Source organism: Hymenobacter nivis, from assembly GCF_006439025.1.
Lineage (GTDB): Bacteria > Bacteroidota > Bacteroidia > Cytophagales > Hymenobacteraceae > Hymenobacter > Hymenobacter nivis_A.
In genome coordinates, this window is record NZ_RCYZ01000008.1 from 42,154 (window position 1) to 58,316 (window position 16,163).

A 16,163-nucleotide genomic window follows, 5' to 3' on the forward strand; every position below is an offset into this window, starting at 1 on the left:
AATAGGGGTGATCGGGGCCCTGGTGGGCTTGGTACGGGCTTTGATAATACCCATGTGCGGCCGACCCTTACATCCGGCCCCTCCGCCATGAAACTCATTAGCTCGAAAATCATCCGTGACTTTGCTCCCCAAATGGACCTGCTCAACACCATCGGTGGGGGCGTGGCCCAGCCTCAGGTGCGCCTCGACAAGCGCGAGCAGGGCGTGATTCTGAAAGTGGCGCTGCCCTCGGCCTCGCCCGATACGTTCCACGTGGCCCTGCACAACCAGCGCCTGACCGTGTATGGCGCTTACCGCCACCAGCCCGACGACGAGCTCTCGGCCCCGCTATTTATGCGCGTGATGGAGCTGCCCGCCAACCTCGACGTGGCCCGCATCGACGCCGTGCAGCACGGCCCCGAACTGCGTGTGCGCATCCCCTACAAACGTACCAACGACGAGCCCCGTGAGCTGGACATCCGCCACGAAGACTAGGCTCCTTTTTATACCGCCGGGACCGACCGGCACCGCCGTCCACCGATAAAGCCGGGACCGACCGGCCGCCTTTCTTATTTTAGAATGCTTTCCCACCGCCCACAGCGGTGGTTTTTTTTGCCCCGCGCCGGGGGCCCTAGGGGCCCCCGGCCCACTAGCCGCTCCAGTCAGCCATCAGCAGTTGCCAGCCAATATTCATTAGATCAGCATTTAAGGCACCAGCACCACCCGCAACTGAAACTCCTGCTCGGCGTTGCCCTCCGCCATCAGGTTGTGGCCGATGATTAGTTGGTACGTCCCGTTTTTTGGGGCCGGTACCGCTACGGTGTTGCCAAGCGGGCCATTTGCCTGGCCGTCAGGGTCGATTATTTGGTTGAACCGGATGTTGCCGCCCTTAACGATCAGTGTAGCCGTGAGCTTGCGCTTGTTTTGAACGGGCACGCGCACGGTTATCTTCTGCCCAAAGCCCTTCACTTTTCCCAGCAGCAGCGCCACGCTGTCGCCGGCCGCCACGGTGAGTGTGGCGCTGCTGTCCGCCCGCGCATCGACGGGTGGAGCCGCGGCGGGTAGGGCCCCCGGGTCAGCCGGGGCGGGGGCACCAGGGGCAGTGCTGCTGGCCGGGGCCGGCGGGGGCGGCGGCGGGCTTTTTTGCGTGGCGGCGGTATCGCACGCCGCGCAGAGCAGGGCCAGGCCGAGGGTGAGCGCCGAGGAGAGCAAGGGGCGTATGGTCATAATTTTTCTATTTATAAACCTGTTTAATAATCAGTAGCTGCCAGCCGAGAGGGCCCCGCATTGGCTACCAAGACAAGGCCAACAGCTCAAAACAGCGGGATCAGCAGCACAAAGCTCAGCAATAGCGCCACGTAGAACCAGCGCTGCACCTGCCCGCGGTATTGGCGCGGCACGCGGTTGCTGACGACCATCAGGGCCCCGATGGCCAGGGCCAAGTGCAGCACCACAAAGGCCATGGCCTTCACCCAGTTGCTGACGATGGTGTTGTTCTCCTGGTACTGGTTGCTCTCGCCCAGGCCCACCAGGGCCCAGCGCAGCCCAAAGTAGGCCACGGCCTCGAACGCCACGAACCCGAGCAGGCCAGCTAGCCACGCCGGAAAAACTGTTGTTGGGCGCGCGTCGGCCATGGGAATGGGGCAGGGTGAGGAACGGCGGGAAATTACGGCCGGGGCCGGCCCAGCACCTCGGCGGTGCGGGCGCGCACGTACAGGTCTTCCACTTTGGTGCGGGCCCAAGGTGTGCGCCGCAAAAATACCAGGCTTGACTTGATGCTGGGGTTGACGGCGAAGCAGTTGATGCGCAGGCGTTCATCGAGCCCAGGCCAGCCGTAGGCGGCCAGCAGGTACTCGAGGATGTCGGCGAGCTTCACGCCGTGTAACTCGCGGATGAGGTGGCCCGATTCGTCGCGGGCGTCGGCAGGAAAGGACACGGCGGAAAGCTAAAAAGAAAAGAAACTACGACAAAGTTGGCACAAACCGGGGGGCTTGGGCACGCAACCCGCCCGGGCCGGCGTTATTTTTGGCCATGCCCCGCCTTCGCCCCACGCCGCCCGCGCCCGCCGCGCCCCTGCCCCGCCCCCGGCGGCCGGCGGCGCGCTGGCTGGCGGTGGCCCTGCTGCTAGGCCTGCTGGGCGGGGGCGTGTACTACGCCCGCCACGCGGTGCAGCTCAACCGCTACGCCCGGCGGGCCTGGGCCACGCTCACGCGCAAGGGCCTCACGGGGCGCGAGAAAACGCCGCTGCTGGCCGGCTTTTCGGTGCATGGCATCGACGTATCGGCCTACCAGGGGCGCATCGACTGGACCGAGGTGGCGCGCCACGCAGTGCGCTTTGCCTTCATTAAGGCCAGCGAGGGCGTGCGCCTGCAAGACCCGCGCTTTGCCCGCAATTGGCGGGGGGCGCAGGCGGCGGGCATTTGCCGGGGGGCCTACCACTACTTTTCGCCCAACCGCGGCGGGGCCGAGCAGGCCCGCCTGTTCATCCGCACCGTGCCGTTGCGCCCCGGCGACCTGCCCCCGGTGCTCGACGTGGAAGCCTCCCAGTTCCACGACGTGGCCGTGATGCGGCGCGAGATGGCCACCTGGCTGCGCCTAGTGGAGGCGCACTACGGCGTGCGGCCCATCCTGTACTCCAACCACGGCTTCTACCGCCGCCACCTGGCCGGGCACTTCGACGACTACCCCCTGTGGCTGGCCCACTACGAGGTGGAGCGCCCCACCCTGCCCCCCGGCAAGTGGATCATCTGGCAGCATTCCGACGAGGCCTACGTGCCCGGCATCCGCGGCACCGTCGATTTCAACGTGTTCCAGGGCAGCTACGCGGCGCTGCTGGCCCTGCGCGTGCCGCTCGCTCCGGCCCCAGCGCCGGCCGGGGCCCGCCGCTGAACGGGGACTGGGGCCCCGGCCACGCAAAAAGCCGCCCAGCGGCGCTGCTTGTGCCAAGCAGCGGCTACCGGACGGCTCTCTGGGGCCCCTGGGGGCCAGGCGCTTACATTTTGGGCGCCATCTTGTCCTCTTTCTTCATCATCTTGGCGTCCTTCTTCATCATTTTGTCGTCGCCGGCGTTGTGCTTCATTTTCTTGTCTTCCTTCTTCATCATTTTAGCGTCTTTCCGAGCCATCTTGTCGTCGGTTTGGGCCGAGGCGCTGAAGAACGAGGCGGTGAGGGCGAGGGCTGCTACGAGCCGGAGGGTGGTTTTCATGGGATGCGAAAAAGGGGGTGGTGACGTTATTAAGGGGTAATTTTCCGAAAGGTGGGCCACGGGCCTGAACACAACATGAAGAACTATTTCAACCGCCAAATCATGCACGGGGGCCGGTGGGCCCGCCGCGCCGCGCTGGCCGGGGCCCTGGCCGCGGGGCTGCTGGCCGCGGGCTGCGGCAGCAGCCGGCCGGGTTTCACGCAAACAGGCCAGGGCTCGTACTACGCCAACAAGTTTCGGGGGCGGCCCACGGCCAGCGGGGCCCCCTACCGGCCCAGCAAAATGACGGCCGCCCACAACACGCTGCCCTTCGGCACCCGCATCCGCGTCACGAACGTGCGCAACGGCCGCTCGGTGAAGGTGACCGTGAACGACCGGGGCCCCCACGTGGCCGGCCGCATCGTGGACGTGTCGGGCAAGGCCGCCCGCCGCCTCGACTTGGTGCGGGCCGGCGTGGTGCCCGTGAAGCTCGAAGTCATCAAGGCGGCCCCGCGGGGAGGCGGCCGCTAGCTACTTTTGCCGCCATGAGCCACAACATCCGCAAGAAAGTAACCTGGACGTGCCCCCCCGGCCTGGGCCGTTTCGCCGCCCTCGACCACTGGGTACGCGCCGCCGAAGACGAGGGCTGGTCGGACGCCGAAGTCCAGCAAGTGCTTGACGAGGTGGTGGAAGCCGAAGACGACAAATCCGGCCACGAAGTGCTGGCCTACTACTCGGCCCGCCCGTAGCAGGGGCCCCAAACCCAAACGGGGCCGCCTGGCCACTGGCCAGGCGGCCCCGTGGCCGTATTACGAAGTGCGCGCGGGGGCCCTACTTCTTGTCCTTTTCGCGCTTGGCTTTGGCCTTTTCGAGGGCTTCGTCGCGCTTGGCTTTTTCTTTCTGCTTGCGCTCCAGCTCCTTGGCCATCTTTTCGCGCTTGCCGGGGTACTTGATGTCGTACTGCTGAATCTTCAGGATGCTGTCCTGCTCGGCCATCGTCCGGCGCGTTGTGACGCGGCCCGTGAGCGAGGCCATGTCGCCCTCAGCCATCTGCACGGTGGTGCCGGTAGGCGACGTGACGAGGCCGGTCGGGCTGACGGTGTAGCCGCTGAGCAGCTTTTTATCGGCCGTGAGCGGGTTGGCCAAGCCCTGTTCGGTGAGCACCACGCGGCCGTTCACCATCGCCAGGCCGTCCTTCACACCGGCGCCCGGTGTAGCAGCTAGGCGTGCCCGGGCGGGCACGGCGGCGCGGCGGGGGGGCAACTTGGTTTGGGCCTGGGCTCCGGCGGCGCCCAGCAGCAGGGCCCCAAAAATCACAAATCGGAAAGAGATACGCATAACGGGTAAATTTGAAATAAATTGAATTTAAACAGGGCGGCTTTCGGGGCCCAATAGCTTTGCTTGCGCAAATATATTGGGCCGCCCGGGGCCCCGCCAAACCCTTCTGCAAAACCAATACCAACGGCCCCGGCGCACGGGCAAAAACGCGGAGCGGCTTCCTTACGTTCAATCAGTGCCGGGCTGATTAACGCCGGATTAATTCCCCTCTCCCTCCCATGGCCACGAAAATTTCCGTAGACGAGCTCTACCGTACCTTCCACGAGGAAGTGAACATGACCGCTTCCGAGTTGGAAAAATGGTTGAAAACCGATGAATCGAAGCACGTGGGCCAGGCCGACAACGGCGGCGAAAGCATTGGCCACCAATCCGGGAAGCACATCGTTGATATTTTGCATAAAAAGAAGGCCGACCTTAGCCCCGACGACGAGGCCCACATGCACAAAGTGCATTCTTACATCGCCCGCCACTCGGCCCAGCGCCCCAGCGGCGACGTGGCCCACACCCCCTGGCGCTACTCGCTGATGAACTGGGGCCACGACCCGCTCAAAAAGTAAGCAAGCCAAGGGCGAACCAGTGCGCCGATAACCGCAACTTCACCGCCCGTCCCCGTCATTTGCGGCTTCCCGCACGTGCTTTTCTCATCTTATCAATGGAGTACAAGGATTATTACAAGACGCTGGGCGTGGAGAAAACCGCCACGGCTGAGCAGATAAAGAAGGCGTACCGCAAGCTGGCCCGCCAGCACCACCCCGACGTGAACCCCAACAACCCGGAGTCGGAGCGTAAATTCAAGGAGGCCAACGAGGCCAACGAGGTGCTGAGCGACGCCGACAAGCGCAAGAAATACGACCAGCTGGGGGCCGACTGGCAGCGCTACGAGCAGCAAGGCGCCAGCCGGGGCCCCGCGGGCGGCCGCGGGGCCCCCGGCGGCGGCTTCGACTGGGGCCAGTATGCCCAGGGCGGCGGGGGCGGCAGCCCATTTGGCGACGAGGGCGGTGATTTTTCAGATTTCTTCGGGTCCATTTTTGGCAACATGGGCGGCGGCGGTGGCCGCAGCGCCCGCCCTGGGGCTGGCCAAGACTACCAGGCCGAGCTGGAGCTGAGCCTGGAGGAAGCCTACCAAGGTGGGCCGCGCACCATCACGGTGAACGGCAAGAACCTGCGCCTGACCGTGAAGCCGGGCGTGGCCGACGGCCAAACCATCCGGCTGCGCGGCCAGGGGGGGCCCGGCCGCAACGGGGGCCCCGAAGGGGCCCTGCTCCTCACTTTCCGCCTTGCGCCCGACGCCCGCTACGCCCGCACCGGCAACGACCTGACCCAGGACGTGCCCGTGGACCTGTACACCGCCCTGCTCGGCGGCGAGCAAACCGTGGCCACGCTGGGCAGCCCGGTCAAAATCAAAATCAAGCCCGAAACCCCCAACGGCACCCGCCTGCGCCTGCGCGGCAAGGGCTTCCCGGTGTACGACCAGCCCGGCCAGTTCGGCGACCTCTACCTGCGCCTCACCATTGCCTTGCCCCAGCACCTCACCGACGAGGAAAAGGCGCTGATCGGGCAGCTGGCCGCCCTGCGCGCCCCCGCGGCGTAGCCGCTGCTTTTCTTGCTTTCCGCCTTTTCCCGCCCGCTTATGTTCGTTCTCACTTTCCAGGAATGCGCCGTTCGCTACGGCTTGAACGCCGAGGATTTGCACGGCTTTGTGGCCGTTGGGCTCCTGCGCCCCGCCCCCACCCCCAACGCCGTGGAAATCGACGACGAGCCCGACGAGCTGCTGCCGCGCCTCGCCCGCCTGCACCACGGCCTGGGCTTGCCCCCCGAAGCCCTCGACCTTGTGCTGGCCATGCGCCAGCGCCTGCTGGGCCTGCAAGCCGCCCTGGCCCGCGAAACCTCCCGCGCCCAGCAGCTGGAGCAGTTCCTCCACGGCCGGGGCCCCACGATTGATTTCAGTTAGCAGTTAAGTACTGAGCCATTAGCTGATGGCTAAAGCTACTTGCCAACTGCTTAGGAATTATGTCAGTAGGCCAATAATTAGCCCCAGAAGGGCTGTACAAGTGCGTAAGCCTTACCGCTAATTAAAAAATCAGGCGATGGCCAGGGCCAAGCCAGCACCCACCACGGTGGCGCCCAGCTTGGCCCAATCGAGGCGGTGCTCGGGGCTGGTTTCGAAGAGGATAGTAGTGGAAACGTGCAGGAAATTGCCGGCCACCAGGCCCAGCAGGGCCGCGTAGGCCCCCGGCCCCAGCCGCTCGTTCAGCACCAGGTAGTTGCTGCTCAAGATGCCCACCGGGCCGGCCAGCGCGAAAATCAGCAGCGCGGGCCACGTGCGGCGGGCCGGGCCGGGCCGCTGGTGCAGCAGCGTGGCCAGCGCAAACGCGGCCGGTACGTGGTGCAGCGCCACGCCCGCCACCACGGCGTAGTACGGGGGGCCCACCGCCCCGGCCGCGGCCGGCACCAGAATGCTGCCCTCCAAAAACGAGTGCACCGCCAGGGCCCCCAGCAGCAGCAGCGGCACCCGGCCGGCATGAGCCGAATGGGCATCGGCGGCGTGCACATGGCCGTGCTCGATGCCGTGCGAAAACAGCTCCAGCAGCACCTGCCCGAAGAAGCCGGCCAACACCCAGTAGCCCACCCGGGGGCCCTGGCCCGGCACCAGCTGCCAGGCCTCGGGCAGCAAGTGCGTGACGGTGAGCGTGAACAGGTATGCGCCGCTAAAGGCCAGCAGCGGCTTGAGGGCCGCCCGGCCCAAGGCCGCAGGCAGCCGGCCAGCGGCCCAGCCCGCCCCGAGCACCGTGCTCAGCAAAACAAAAATGGCAATCCACATCCGCAAAAACGCAAAAAAACGGCCGCACCGCAGCCGCACAAAAGCGGCCGCCTGCCCCGCGCCGGTGGGCGGAGCAGGCGGCCGCTGCAAAAATTACCGGGCCAGCGGGCGGCTACTTCTTCTCCGCTGCGGGCTTGTCGCGCGCGTCGCCGTCGGCGGGGGCGGCGTCATTCTTTTTCTCCTCGCCGCTCAGGTTGGTGGCATCGGCCGACATGGCTTCGGCGGCGTTGGGCATAGCGCGCTTATCGAGCTTCTCCGACGAGTTGATGGGCCGCGGGATGGCCCCGCCCTTGGCCGCGTTGGGCATGTCGGCCGAGTCGGAGGCACGCAGCTCGCTGATGCGGGTGCCGGGGGCCACCATGTCCACCGATACTTTTTCGTCGGGGCGCCAGTCGGAGGGCTCGCTGCTGCAAGCGTTCAGGGCAAGGGCGGCGGTGGCCAGGGCCAGGGCCCGGGGGGAGAGGAATTTCATGGGTGAAAAAACAACAATAGCGGTCAGATGGAATGCGTTACGTAGCGGCGGGCGGCGGGGTGGGCCGAGCCGCGCTTTTTTTGGCGGGGCCCCAGTGGGGGCCCTACGCCAGCAGGTTCTTGCGGCGCAGCAGGGCCTCGAACAGCTTGCGGTCGTTGTCGGAGTTGAAGATGCGCTGGGGCAAATGTAAAAACACCGGCACGTCGAACGTGCGGGCCAGCCACAGGCGCCAGCCGGCGGTGTCAGCGGGCGGGTCGCCGGCCTTGAGGTAGAGCAGGTAGGCATCGCCGTCGCGGCGCACCTTGCCGATCATGTCCCAGGTCAGCTGCATGGCTTTTTCCTTGCTCACGCGCAGCAGCAACTGCTTCTGGTCCATCTCAAAGCTCATGCGCTCAAACAGCGGCTTGCTCTGCTCCATCTGCGTCACGCCCGTGACCTGGGCCGAGCGCAGCAGTACAAACGCCAGCGTGAGCACGAAGCTCAGCGCCAGCCACCACCACGAATGCCAGATAATGGCCGGCAGCAGCCCGATGGCAAACGGCACGAGGGCGTACTTCCAGTCTTTGCGCCACACCTCGGCCATGGCCAGCTTGGTGTAGGCGTTGGTGTCGAACTGCGATTTTTTGGTGACGATGGCCAGCGGCGACGGCTGCTGCTGCTGGCGGAAGCCGCCGCCCCCGCCGCGTTGGTTGGGTTGGTTCATGGGTTGTAGTTATCAGTTAATTGTTATCGGGTGGCAGGCGTTGGGGTGAATTGGCAGTAATTAAAAACGTACTAAAAACTGATAACCAACAACTGGCAACTAAAATGCTTTTAGGCTAAGGTCGAGGATGGGGGCCGAGTGCGTGAGGGCCCCCACCGAGATGTAGTCGACGCCGGTGGCGGCTACCGCGGCCAGGGTTTGCTCGGTGATGCCGCCGCTGGCCTCGGTTTCGAAGCGTCCGGCCACCACGGCCACTGCCTCGTGCATCTGGGCGGGCGTCATGTTGTCGAGCATCAAGCGCTGGAAGCCGCCGGCGGCCAGGGCCTGCTGCACCTCTTCCAGGGTGCGGGTTTCGAGCACGATGGGCAGCTGCCGGCCGGTGCGGGCCAAGTAGGCATGCGTGGCGGCCAGGGCCGCGGCCACGCCGCCGGCGTAGTCCACGTGGTTGTCCTTCAGCATTATCATGTCGAAGAGGCCGTAGCGGTGGTTCACGCCGCCGCCGATCAGCACGGCCCACTTCTCGCAGAGGCGGAAGTTGGGGGTGGTTTTGCGGGTGTCGAGCAGGCGGGCCTTGGTGCCGGCCAGCAGCGCGGTGAGTTGCGCCGTGTAGGTGGCAATGCCGCTCATGCGCTGCATGCAGTTGAGCACCAGGCGCTCGGCGGTGAGGATGCTGCGGGCGGGGCCCTCCACCACAAAGGCTACGTCGCCGGGCTGCACGCGGGTACCGTCGGGCAGCGCCTCGCGCACCTGCAACGAGTGGTCCATCGCCGCGAAGATGCGCGGGGCCAGGGCCACGCCGGCCAATACGCCGGTACCTTTCACCAATAAGCGGGCGCGGTTGCGGGCATCGGCCGGAATAGCGGCCAGCGCCGAATGGTCGCCGTCGCCCACGTCTTCGGCCAGCGCCGTGCGGATGAAGGTGGCGAGGGCCTCGTCGGTCAGGTAAGCGGGGAGCGGTTGCACGCCGCAAAGGTACGGGCCCCGCCCTTGCCGCGGAAGCCCGGCCGGGGCCCCCACGCAAAGCCCCGCCGCCTGGCGAGCAGACGGCGGGGCTTCGGCGGAAATAATGAACAGCTATTCCTTGGTAAAATCCAGGTTGTCAATCACCGGGGCCCCACGCGAGGGCTTCAGCTTGACGTAGACGCGGTAGGTGCCGCCGCGGCTGGCGTAGCGCCCCACCGCGTACTGAATGCCCTCGCCGCTGGCCCCCTGGTGAATAAAGTCGAAGCCGGTGGGGCCGTTTTTGGCGAAGAAGTCCTTGAGGACCAGCTCGGCCTGGGTGGCGTTGAAGTTCTGCTTGTCGCCGTCGAAGCTAATCTCGACGGCTGGGGCCAGGTACTGGGCCAGCTCGTGGGCCGAGCCGTTGCGCAGGGCCCCGCGCACGGGCCCCAGGTCGGCCTGGGCCTGGGCGGTAAAGCCCAGTAGCAGCAGCAGCCACGCGGCGGCCAGCGTCCGCAAAAAGAAGGGTTTCATGGTAGAATGTAAAGGACTTATCATCGAAGCGGGGTGTAGCGAAAACAGTGCCAGTTGGGAAGGGGCCCCCAACCAGGGCCCGGTTACGGCCGGCGGCCCGCCCGGGTTGGCGGGCCGGCCGGCAAAAATCTGCCCAAATTTCTGCCCCGCGGCGGCACCACGGCCAACCCTTGCCCCGGCCCCTCGTATCTTTGCGGCATGAACAAACAGGTATTGTTGGTCATTCTGGACGGGTGGGGCCTGACCCAAAACACGACCAATTCGGCCGTTGACCAAGCGCAAACACCCTTTTACCACGAAGTGCTGGCGCGCTACCCGCACAGTACCCTACAAGCTTCGGGCGAAGCCGTGGGCCTGCCCGATGGCCAGATGGGCAACTCGGAAGTGGGCCACATGAACATCGGCGCCGGCCGCGTGGTGGACCAAGAGCTGGTGCGCATCGGCCGCTCCATCCGCGACCGGAAGCTGGGCCAGATGCCGGCCCTGGTGAAAGCCTTCGAGTACGCCCGCACCAACAATAAACCCCTGCACCTCATCGGGTTGCTATCCGACGGCGGTGTGCATTCGCACATCGACCACGTGAAGGCCCTGTGCACCATCGCCCACGAGGCGGGCGTGCCGCGCGTGTTCGTGCACGCCTTCACGGATGGGCGCGACACCGACCCTAAGAGCAGCGTGCGCTACATCAACGACCTGGAGCAGCACGTGGAGCGCACGGGCGCCCGCATTGCCTCGGTGGTGGGCCGCTACTACGCCATGGACCGCGACCAGCGCTGGGAGCGGGTGAAGGTGGCCTACGACCTGCTGGTGAACGGCGTGGGCACGCCCTCACAGAACCTGATTCAAACCATTCAGGAGCAATACAAGGAAGGCGTTACCGACGAGTTCCTGACGCCCATCGTGAAGGTGGGCAGCGACGGCCAGCCGCTGGCTACTATTCAAGAAGACGACGTGGTGCTGTGCTTCAACTTCCGCACCGACCGGGGCCGCGAAATCACGGAGGTGCTGACGCAGCAGGACATGCACGCCTACCAGATGCACCGCCTGAACTTGCACTATCTCACGCTGACGAACTACGACGACAGCTTTGGGGGCGTGACGCCGGTGTTTGAGAAGGACAATTTGAACCGCACGCTGGGTGAGGTGCTGGCCGAGAATGGTAAAACCCAGATTCGCATTGCCGAAACCGAGAAGTATCCGCACGTCACGTTCTTCTTCTCGGGCGGCCGCGAAGTAGAATTCCAGGGCGAAAAGCGCATCATGTGCCCCTCGCCCAAGGTGGCCACCTACGACCTCCAGCCCGAAATGAGCGCCGCCGACCTGCGCGACGCCCTCATCCCGGAGCTGCAAGCCAACACGGCTGATTTTGTGGTGCTGAACTTCGCCAACCCCGACATGGTGGGCCACACCGGCGTGTTTGCGGCCGTGGTGAAGGCCGTGGAGACGACCGACGCCTGCGCCCGCGCCGTGGTGGAGGCCGCCCGCGCCGCCGGCTACGCCAGCATCATCATCGCCGACCACGGCAACGCCGAGTTCATGCGCAACGCCGACGGCTCGCCCAACACGGCCCACACCACCAACTTGGTGCCCTGCATCTTGGTGGACGACAACTACCACGGCACCCTCGCCGATGGCAAGCTGGCCGACCTCGCCCCCACCATTCTGGCGCTGATGGGCGTGCCCCAGCCCGCCGAGATGACTGGCCTGAACCTACTGCGCCCCGCCGAAACGCCGCATGCGTAAGGCTTACGGGGCTTGGCTGGGGGCCCTGCCGCTGCTGCTGGCCGGCTGCGAGGGGCCCCAGGCCGGGGCCCCCGCGGTGGCCGCCCAGCCGCTGTACTTCGACGTGAAGGGTCTGCTCGACCGCCAAATCAAGCAGCTCGACCAGGCCCGCACGGCCACCCTCAAGCGCGTGAGCGTGCGCGGCGGGGCACCCGAAACAGTGCGCGTGCCCGCCGTGAAGTGGGCCGACGAGCTGCAACTGTTTTTTCAGGCCGACATTAACAAGGCGGCGTTGCGCGGGGCCTACGCCGTCGATTCGGCCCGGCTGCCCGACGGGCGGCTGCGCCGCACCTACACCCGCCTGCCCGGCCACGACATTGCTCCGGTGAGCCGGCTGGCCGTGCTCAGCGCCGGGGCCGCCGCCGAGGAAATAACGGCCGACGTGGACCAAAAAAACGCCCTGTACTCGGCCCGCAAGCACTTGCGGCTCGATCTGCGCCAGGGCCTACTCACCGGCTACGCCGTGCAGGGCACCCAAAAGCTGGTGCTGTTCGACACGCTGCGCTACGCGGCGGCCGGGCAGGTGCAGCGCTAATTTTTGGCTATTAGCCGATCATTAATAGCCTCCAAACTATCGAAAGCCATTAATTTATATAAAATTATTGGCGAGAATCAATAGCTGCTGACAACCGAATGGCGGCGTAGGTACCCCTGAATGGAAATGCCACATTTAAGTTTGCACCACCCATTCACCGACCGTTCATGCACCAACATTCTCCTTTCCTGGCTGTCGCCAGCTTTACGTTAGCCTGCGGGCTGCTGAGCTGCCGCCACGACCCCGATCCTTCCCCGGTGCCGGAGCTACCCCAGGCGCAATTCCACGCCGACTTGGCCAAGAGCGGCAGCAGCGCTGCGGGCTTCTTCGTGCTGAGCAGCAGGCCCGTGCGCCAAGCCAATGGTCCCGACGACCGCTTGAACACGTTGGTTCTTCGGCAGCCGGCGAATGGAGTGGCAGATTTTACGTTTGCGCGCGAGATTTTTCCCGACACGTTGTACGTGAGTCTATCATATCAGAACGTACAGGGCCTCGACAACAACGGCATTGCCTTCAAGCCGCCCGTGGCGAGCGATTCAGTGCGCGTCACCCTAACCCTGGACCAGCGCCCCCCAATAACGTTGCGCATCAATGCTGCTACCCTGCAAAACCCGGCCACGCGCTGGACGGATGATAAAGGCGTGGTAAACAGCAGTGTTGAGACGTATATTCTACGTTAGAAACCAGGACCGTGGATCATTAGATCGGGCGCAGCGCTACGCCAAGGACTGCATCCGACTTTTTTAGTAGCGTGTTTCAACTATTAAGCGGTACGCAGGGCTCACATTTTGCGCCAACGCTCCGCTACTCTAGCGAGGCGCCAACAGGCACCCGCGTGGGCGGCCGACGCATCGCAAGGCCCGCCGCAGTGCCTGGTGACGGTCATGGATAGCTGGCAATTGGCGCAGCCGATCACCGTCGGCCTCGCAGATGAGGTAACGCCCCACCAAGGGCACAGAGGCGTGCGGCGCGAACACCTTAGTGCGCCCACTGTCTACGCTGAGGGCCAGCGCCGCTACCCGCGCCGGGGCCCTATTTGTGCTCGTAGGCCCCCACGGTGCGGGCCGGGCGCGGCAGGTTGCGCAGGTCGCGGGCCGGAGCGGAGCCGAAAGCGGGCCCCAGCTTAAGGGCCGGAGAGGTGGCTTGCAGCGAGTAATCGGGCCGGCCGCCGCTGTAGGGCGAGCGCACAAACAGCGGGTCGGTGTTCAGCAGGTTGCCCAGGGCCCCATCGGCGAGGCCCGGCTTGCCGGCGGTGGCGAAAGCAGTGCCGGCGTAAGTAGCGGTGCGTAGCACTGAGTTGCGCACCACCAAGCTGCTGCGGTAATTATCCACGTCGTTGAAGTACAGCTCGTCGGCAATGGCGCCCCACACGATGCTGTTGCGCAGCGTGACTTGCGGCGACGACAGCGTGGTTACGCCGTCGAGCGGCGACTTGTCGGTAAAAGTTAGCGAGGCCGATTTGCGCACCGCCGTGGTGTTGGGGTAGTTGGCCACGGTGCAGAAATTTACGTCGTACACCCCGCCGAAGCCCAGCAGTGCGTACTCGGCGCAGTTGGCAAACAGGCAGTTGGTGGCCTGCACATCGCCGGCAATGCTGATGATGCCGCCGCCGGTATCCAGCGCAATGGGCGTTTGCGCCGCGCCGGCAAACGACACGTTGTTGCCGGAGATGTTCTTTATCGTTGTGTTATCAATGGCCACGTTGGGGTGGGGCCCCGTGGGAGCGGTGTTCAGCAGCAGCAGGCCGTACGTGGCGTTCTTGATTTCGGCGTAGCGGATGCGGTTGCCGCGGCTGGCGCTCGTGAACACGATGCCGCCCCACTGCCCCGGCGTATCGGCGTAGAAATCCTCAAGCCGGTCACCGCCGAAGCGCACGAGGTTGGCGTTGGTATCCTTCACCGTATCGGTGGGCACGAAGGCATTGGGCTCGCTCAAGTCGTTCACCAGCAGCCGCCCATCTACTTGCAGCGTGGCCCCGGCGTGCGAATAAATCCGGGCCCCCTTGGGGATGCGCAGCGTGGCGCCCGAGGCCACGGCCACGCCCACTACCCGGGCCTGCGCGCCGCTGCCGTAGGTGCGGTTGATGATGACGTGCGGCTTGTCGGTCTTCCAGGTAACGTCGCTGGCGATGATGTCGCCGTAGTGGAAGTAGGCGTTCTGTCCGTAGGCTACCAGCTTCACGCTCTGGGCGTTGCCATTGGTGAGGAAGTTGATTTGGTCGGCCACTACAAACTGCTTGGCCGCAGTGGCCGTGCCGTTGTCGCCCACGGTGGCGCGCACCAAGATGAGCAAGCTGTCGTTGCCCCGCACCGTGAGGCCGCTGGCCCCAGTCCCCGCATCGCCGCTGATGATGAGCGCGTACGGGCTGGCACCGGCCACGGCCCCAGCCAAACTAATGTCCGTTTTTAGGGCCCCGCGGTTGCGGTTATACACCCACAGCCGCTTCGTCACGGTGCGCACCGTCGTGAACACGGTATCAAACAGCACCGTGTCCTGCACAAAGCTCAGGCTGCCCGAGGTTTGCACCAGGTCTTCCTTGGGCTCGCAGCCCGGCAGCAGCGCCGACAGGCAGCCGAGCAGAATGAAGGCAAGGAAAAAGTGACGCATTGGGTTGCTTTCAACTATTAATCCGGTCATGCAGGGCGCAGCGAAGCATCTTTCCCGCAGCAGTAATACCAAATACTTGCGCGAGAAAGATGCTTCGCTGCGCCCTGCATGACCGCCTCGTTTTTCCTACTTACTCCTTCTATAACGAACCCGGGGGCCCTAATTACCAACTCCTTACGACACGCCCACTTTCAGGCGCTCGGCGCTTTCGGCGATGCGCAGGTTTTCCACGAAGTCGTCCACGTTGCCGTCCATCACGCTCGGCAGGTTGTGCACGGTGTAGCCGATGCGGTGGTCCGTCACGCGGCCCTGGGGGTAGTTGTAGGTGCGCACCTTATCGCTGCGGTCGCCGCTGCCAATCATGCTCTTGCGGATGGCGCCTTCGGCTTCGTTCTTCTTGGCCAGCTCAATCTCAAAAATGCGCGAGCGCAGCACTTGCAGCGCCTTGTCGAAGTTCTTGAGCTGCGATTTCTGGTCCTGGCACTGGGCCACGAGGCCGGTGGGCAAGTGGGTGAGGCGCACGGCCGAGTAGGTCGTGTTCACCGACTGGCCGCCGGGGCCGCTCGACATGAAGAGGTCCTTGCGGATGTCGTTCATGTCCAGCTCGATGTCGAACTCCTCAGCTTCCGGCATCACCACCACCGAGGCCACGCTGGTATGGATGCGGCCCTGGGTTTCGGTGGCCGGCACGCGCTGCACGCGGTGCACGCCGCTCTCAAACTTGAGCTTGCCGTACACGTCCTCGCCCTTCACGGCCAGAATAATTTCCTTGTAGCCACCGGCCGTGCCCTCCATGGCGTCCACGAGTTCCATTTTCCAGCCCTGCTTTTCGGCGAAGCGCAGGTACATGCGCTGCAAGTCGCCGGCGAAAAGCGCGGCCTCGTCGCCGCCGGCCCCGGCCCGGATTTCCATGATAACGTCCTTCGAATCGTTGGGGTCTTTGGGGATCAGCAAATCTTTAATGGCCGCTTCCAGGCGCTCCTGCTCGGGGCCCAGCTCGTCGAGCTCGGCCTTGGCCATCTCACGGAAATCTTCGTCTTTTTCGGTCGAAATGACTTGGCGGGCGTTTTCTATATTGCTGAGCACCTGCTGGTAGTTGCGGTACTCCACCACGATTTTGCCCAAGTCTTTATACTCTTTGTTCAACGACTTGTAGCGCTTCAGGTCCGACATCACGTCGGGCTGCATCAGCTCCTCGCTCACATCGTTGTACCGCAGGCGGATGGCTTCTAATTTGTCCAGCATTTTGGTGGTCGAAAAAAATAGTCA

22 protein-coding genes are annotated in these 16,163 nt (G+C 64.7%); 10 read left to right on the top strand and 12 right to left on the bottom strand.

What is annotated here, in order from left to right; genetic code table 11:
- Nucleotides 1-87: 87 nt before the first annotated feature.
- Nucleotides 88-474, top strand: a complete 387-nt coding sequence (locus tag EAH73_RS17625; RefSeq protein WP_140468752.1) for an Hsp20/alpha crystallin family protein — start codon at nt 88-90, stop codon at nt 472-474.
- 210 nt (nt 475-684) lie between these two features.
- Here EAH73_RS17625 and EAH73_RS17630 read toward each other — a convergent pair whose 3' ends face one another.
- The 3 genes from EAH73_RS17630 to EAH73_RS17640 form a co-directional block, all read right to left on the bottom strand.
- Nucleotides 685-1,206 carry a hypothetical protein gene (locus EAH73_RS17630; RefSeq protein ID WP_140468753.1) on the bottom strand — a complete coding sequence of 174 codons (522 nt, stop codon included), beginning with the start codon at nt 1,204-1,206 and terminating at the stop codon, nt 685-687.
- A gap of 86 nt (nt 1,207-1,292) precedes the next feature.
- Nucleotides 1,293-1,613 (bottom strand): hypothetical protein, encoded by a 321-nt coding sequence (locus EAH73_RS17635; protein WP_140468754.1) that lies wholly within the window; start codon nt 1,611-1,613, stop codon nt 1,293-1,295.
- 32 nt (nt 1,614-1,645) lie between these two features.
- Entirely contained in the window at nt 1,646-1,915 is a 270-nt protein-coding gene (locus tag EAH73_RS17640; RefSeq protein ID WP_240047317.1) for a VF530 family DNA-binding protein, read from the bottom strand.
- A gap of 95 nt (nt 1,916-2,010) precedes the next feature.
- Here EAH73_RS17640 and EAH73_RS17645 point away from each other — a divergent pair, with 95 nt between their 5' ends.
- Nucleotides 2,011-2,868, top strand: coding sequence for a glycoside hydrolase family 25 protein (locus EAH73_RS17645; protein ID WP_140468755.1), 858 nt, complete (start codon nt 2,011-2,013; stop codon nt 2,866-2,868).
- Nucleotides 2,869-2,971: 103 nt separating this feature from the next.
- Here the strand turns inward: EAH73_RS17645 and EAH73_RS17650 are convergent, their stop codons facing one another.
- On the bottom strand, nt 2,972-3,184 hold the full coding sequence (locus EAH73_RS17650) for a hypothetical protein (protein ID WP_140468756.1): 213 nt from the start codon (nt 3,182-3,184) through the stop codon (nt 2,972-2,974).
- A 75-nt stretch (nt 3,185-3,259) separates the two neighbouring features.
- On the opposite strand from EAH73_RS17650, the gene EAH73_RS17655 reads away from it, so the two are divergent.
- Both EAH73_RS17655 and EAH73_RS17660 read left to right on the top strand, forming a co-directional pair.
- A complete protein-coding gene (locus EAH73_RS17655; RefSeq protein ID WP_240047318.1) occupies nt 3,260-3,694 on the top strand; it encodes a septal ring lytic transglycosylase RlpA family protein in 435 nt (144 codons plus the stop codon).
- Nucleotides 3,695-3,708: 14 nt separating this feature from the next.
- Nucleotides 3,709-3,912: a hypothetical protein gene (locus tag EAH73_RS17660; RefSeq protein ID WP_140468757.1), complete on the top strand. Its 204-nt coding sequence runs from the start codon at nt 3,709-3,711 to the stop codon at nt 3,910-3,912.
- A gap of 82 nt (nt 3,913-3,994) precedes the next feature.
- On the opposite strand, the gene EAH73_RS17665 is transcribed toward EAH73_RS17660, so the two are convergent.
- Nucleotides 3,995-4,501 carry a DUF6799 domain-containing protein gene (locus EAH73_RS17665; protein ID WP_140468758.1) on the bottom strand — a complete coding sequence of 169 codons (507 nt, stop codon included), beginning with the start codon at nt 4,499-4,501 and terminating at the stop codon, nt 3,995-3,997.
- A 218-nt stretch (nt 4,502-4,719) separates the two neighbouring features.
- On the opposite strand from EAH73_RS17665, the gene EAH73_RS17670 reads away from it, so the two are divergent.
- The 3 genes from EAH73_RS17670 (at nt 4,720) to EAH73_RS17680 (ending at nt 6,452) form a co-directional block, all read left to right on the top strand.
- Nucleotides 4,720-5,058 (top strand): DUF3140 domain-containing protein, encoded by a 339-nt coding sequence (locus tag EAH73_RS17670; protein WP_140468759.1) that lies wholly within the window; start codon nt 4,720-4,722, stop codon nt 5,056-5,058.
- Between the two features lie 95 nt (nt 5,059-5,153).
- Nucleotides 5,154-6,092: a DnaJ C-terminal domain-containing protein gene (locus tag EAH73_RS17675; RefSeq protein ID WP_140468760.1), complete on the top strand. Its 939-nt coding sequence runs from the start codon at nt 5,154-5,156 to the stop codon at nt 6,090-6,092.
- A 39-nt stretch (nt 6,093-6,131) separates the two neighbouring features.
- The gene (locus EAH73_RS17680) at nt 6,132-6,452 is read left to right on the top strand and encodes a hypothetical protein (protein ID WP_140468761.1); all 321 of its coding nucleotides are present in this window, start codon (nt 6,132-6,134) and stop codon (nt 6,450-6,452) included.
- A gap of 129 nt (nt 6,453-6,581) precedes the next feature.
- Here the strand turns inward: EAH73_RS17680 and EAH73_RS17685 are convergent, their stop codons facing one another.
- The 5 genes from EAH73_RS17685 to EAH73_RS17705 all read right to left on the bottom strand — a co-directional run bounded on the left by EAH73_RS17685 (nt 6,582) and on the right by EAH73_RS17705 (nt 9,970).
- Entirely contained in the window at nt 6,582-7,322 is a 741-nt protein-coding gene (locus EAH73_RS17685; RefSeq protein WP_140468762.1) for a ZIP family metal transporter, read from the bottom strand.
- A 112-nt stretch (nt 7,323-7,434) separates the two neighbouring features.
- Entirely contained in the window at nt 7,435-7,794 is a 360-nt protein-coding gene (locus tag EAH73_RS17690; protein ID WP_140468763.1) for a hypothetical protein, read from the bottom strand.
- Between the two features lie 103 nt (nt 7,795-7,897).
- The gene (locus tag EAH73_RS17695; RefSeq protein WP_140468764.1) at nt 7,898-8,497 is read right to left on the bottom strand and encodes a hypothetical protein; all 600 of its coding nucleotides are present in this window, start codon (nt 8,495-8,497) and stop codon (nt 7,898-7,900) included.
- A 99-nt stretch (nt 8,498-8,596) separates the two neighbouring features.
- Nucleotides 8,597-9,460, bottom strand: a complete 864-nt coding sequence (nadC, locus tag EAH73_RS17700) for a carboxylating nicotinate-nucleotide diphosphorylase (RefSeq protein WP_140468765.1) — start codon at nt 9,458-9,460, stop codon at nt 8,597-8,599.
- Between the two features lie 111 nt (nt 9,461-9,571).
- On the bottom strand, nt 9,572-9,970 hold the full coding sequence (locus tag EAH73_RS17705) for a DUF4783 domain-containing protein (RefSeq protein WP_161599593.1): 399 nt from the start codon (nt 9,968-9,970) through the stop codon (nt 9,572-9,574).
- A gap of 198 nt (nt 9,971-10,168) precedes the next feature.
- Here EAH73_RS17705 and gpmI point away from each other — a divergent pair, with 198 nt between their 5' ends.
- The 3 genes from gpmI (at nt 10,169) to EAH73_RS17720 (ending at nt 12,967) form a co-directional block, all read left to right on the top strand.
- On the top strand, nt 10,169-11,713 hold the full coding sequence (gene gpmI, locus EAH73_RS17710) for a 2,3-bisphosphoglycerate-independent phosphoglycerate mutase (RefSeq protein WP_140468767.1): 1,545 nt from the start codon (nt 10,169-10,171) through the stop codon (nt 11,711-11,713).
- Complete coding sequence (locus EAH73_RS17715) at nt 11,706-12,287, top strand: hypothetical protein (RefSeq protein WP_140468768.1); 582 nt, start codon at nt 11,706-11,708, stop codon at nt 12,285-12,287. Before gpmI ends, EAH73_RS17715 begins: the two co-directional genes overlap by 8 nt.
- A 167-nt stretch (nt 12,288-12,454) precedes the next feature.
- Nucleotides 12,455-12,967, top strand: a complete 513-nt coding sequence (locus tag EAH73_RS17720) for a hypothetical protein (RefSeq protein ID WP_140468769.1) — start codon at nt 12,455-12,457, stop codon at nt 12,965-12,967.
- A gap of 352 nt (nt 12,968-13,319) precedes the next feature.
- On the opposite strand, the gene EAH73_RS17725 is transcribed toward EAH73_RS17720, so the two are convergent.
- A complete protein-coding gene (locus EAH73_RS17725; RefSeq protein ID WP_140468770.1) occupies nt 13,320-14,894 on the bottom strand; it encodes a hypothetical protein in 1,575 nt (524 codons plus the stop codon).
- Nucleotides 14,895-15,068: 174 nt separating this feature from the next.
- The gene (gene prfA, locus EAH73_RS17730) at nt 15,069-16,139 is read right to left on the bottom strand and encodes a peptide chain release factor 1 (RefSeq protein ID WP_140468771.1); all 1,071 of its coding nucleotides are present in this window, start codon (nt 16,137-16,139) and stop codon (nt 15,069-15,071) included.
- Nucleotides 16,140-16,163 lie beyond the last annotated feature (24 nt).

Bases quoted from the DNA above. Each gene is read 5' to 3' on its own strand.
- EAH73_RS17625 (WP_140468752.1), top strand. From the start codon at position 88: ATGAAACTCATTAGCTCGAAAATCATCCGTGACTTTGCTCCCCAAATG.
- EAH73_RS17630 (WP_140468753.1), bottom strand. From the start codon at position 1,206: ATGACCATACGCCCCTTGCTCTCCTCGGCGCTCACCCTCGGCCTGGCC.
- EAH73_RS17635 (WP_140468754.1), bottom strand. From the start codon at position 1,613: ATGGCCGACGCGCGCCCAACAACAGTTTTTCCGGCGTGGCTAGCTGGC.
- EAH73_RS17645 (WP_140468755.1), top strand. From the start codon at position 2,011: ATGCCCCGCCTTCGCCCCACGCCGCCCGCGCCCGCCGCGCCCCTGCCC.
- EAH73_RS17650 (WP_140468756.1), bottom strand. From the start codon at position 3,184: ATGAAAACCACCCTCCGGCTCGTAGCAGCCCTCGCCCTCACCGCCTCG.
- EAH73_RS17655 (WP_240047318.1), top strand. From the start codon at position 3,260: ATGAAGAACTATTTCAACCGCCAAATCATGCACGGGGGCCGGTGGGCC.
- EAH73_RS17660 (WP_140468757.1), top strand. From the start codon at position 3,709: ATGAGCCACAACATCCGCAAGAAAGTAACCTGGACGTGCCCCCCCGGC.
- EAH73_RS17665 (WP_140468758.1), bottom strand. From the start codon at position 4,501: ATGCGTATCTCTTTCCGATTTGTGATTTTTGGGGCCCTGCTGCTGGGC.
- EAH73_RS17670 (WP_140468759.1), top strand. From the start codon at position 4,720: ATGGCCACGAAAATTTCCGTAGACGAGCTCTACCGTACCTTCCACGAG.
- EAH73_RS17675 (WP_140468760.1), top strand. From the start codon at position 5,154: ATGGAGTACAAGGATTATTACAAGACGCTGGGCGTGGAGAAAACCGCC.
- EAH73_RS17680 (WP_140468761.1), top strand. From the start codon at position 6,132: ATGTTCGTTCTCACTTTCCAGGAATGCGCCGTTCGCTACGGCTTGAAC.
- EAH73_RS17685 (WP_140468762.1), bottom strand. From the start codon at position 7,322: ATGTGGATTGCCATTTTTGTTTTGCTGAGCACGGTGCTCGGGGCGGGC.
- EAH73_RS17690 (WP_140468763.1), bottom strand. From the start codon at position 7,794: ATGAAATTCCTCTCCCCCCGGGCCCTGGCCCTGGCCACCGCCGCCCTT.
- EAH73_RS17695 (WP_140468764.1), bottom strand. From the start codon at position 8,497: ATGAACCAACCCAACCAACGCGGCGGGGGCGGCGGCTTCCGCCAGCAG.
- EAH73_RS17705 (WP_161599593.1), bottom strand. From the start codon at position 9,970: ATGAAACCCTTCTTTTTGCGGACGCTGGCCGCCGCGTGGCTGCTGCTG.
- gpmI (WP_140468767.1), top strand. From the start codon at position 10,169: ATGAACAAACAGGTATTGTTGGTCATTCTGGACGGGTGGGGCCTGACC.
- EAH73_RS17715 (WP_140468768.1), top strand. From the start codon at position 11,706: ATGCGTAAGGCTTACGGGGCTTGGCTGGGGGCCCTGCCGCTGCTGCTG.
- EAH73_RS17720 (WP_140468769.1), top strand. From the start codon at position 12,455: ATGCACCAACATTCTCCTTTCCTGGCTGTCGCCAGCTTTACGTTAGCC.
- EAH73_RS17725 (WP_140468770.1), bottom strand. From the start codon at position 14,894: ATGCGTCACTTTTTCCTTGCCTTCATTCTGCTCGGCTGCCTGTCGGCG.
- prfA (WP_140468771.1), bottom strand. From the start codon at position 16,139: ATGCTGGACAAATTAGAAGCCATCCGCCTGCGGTACAACGATGTGAGC.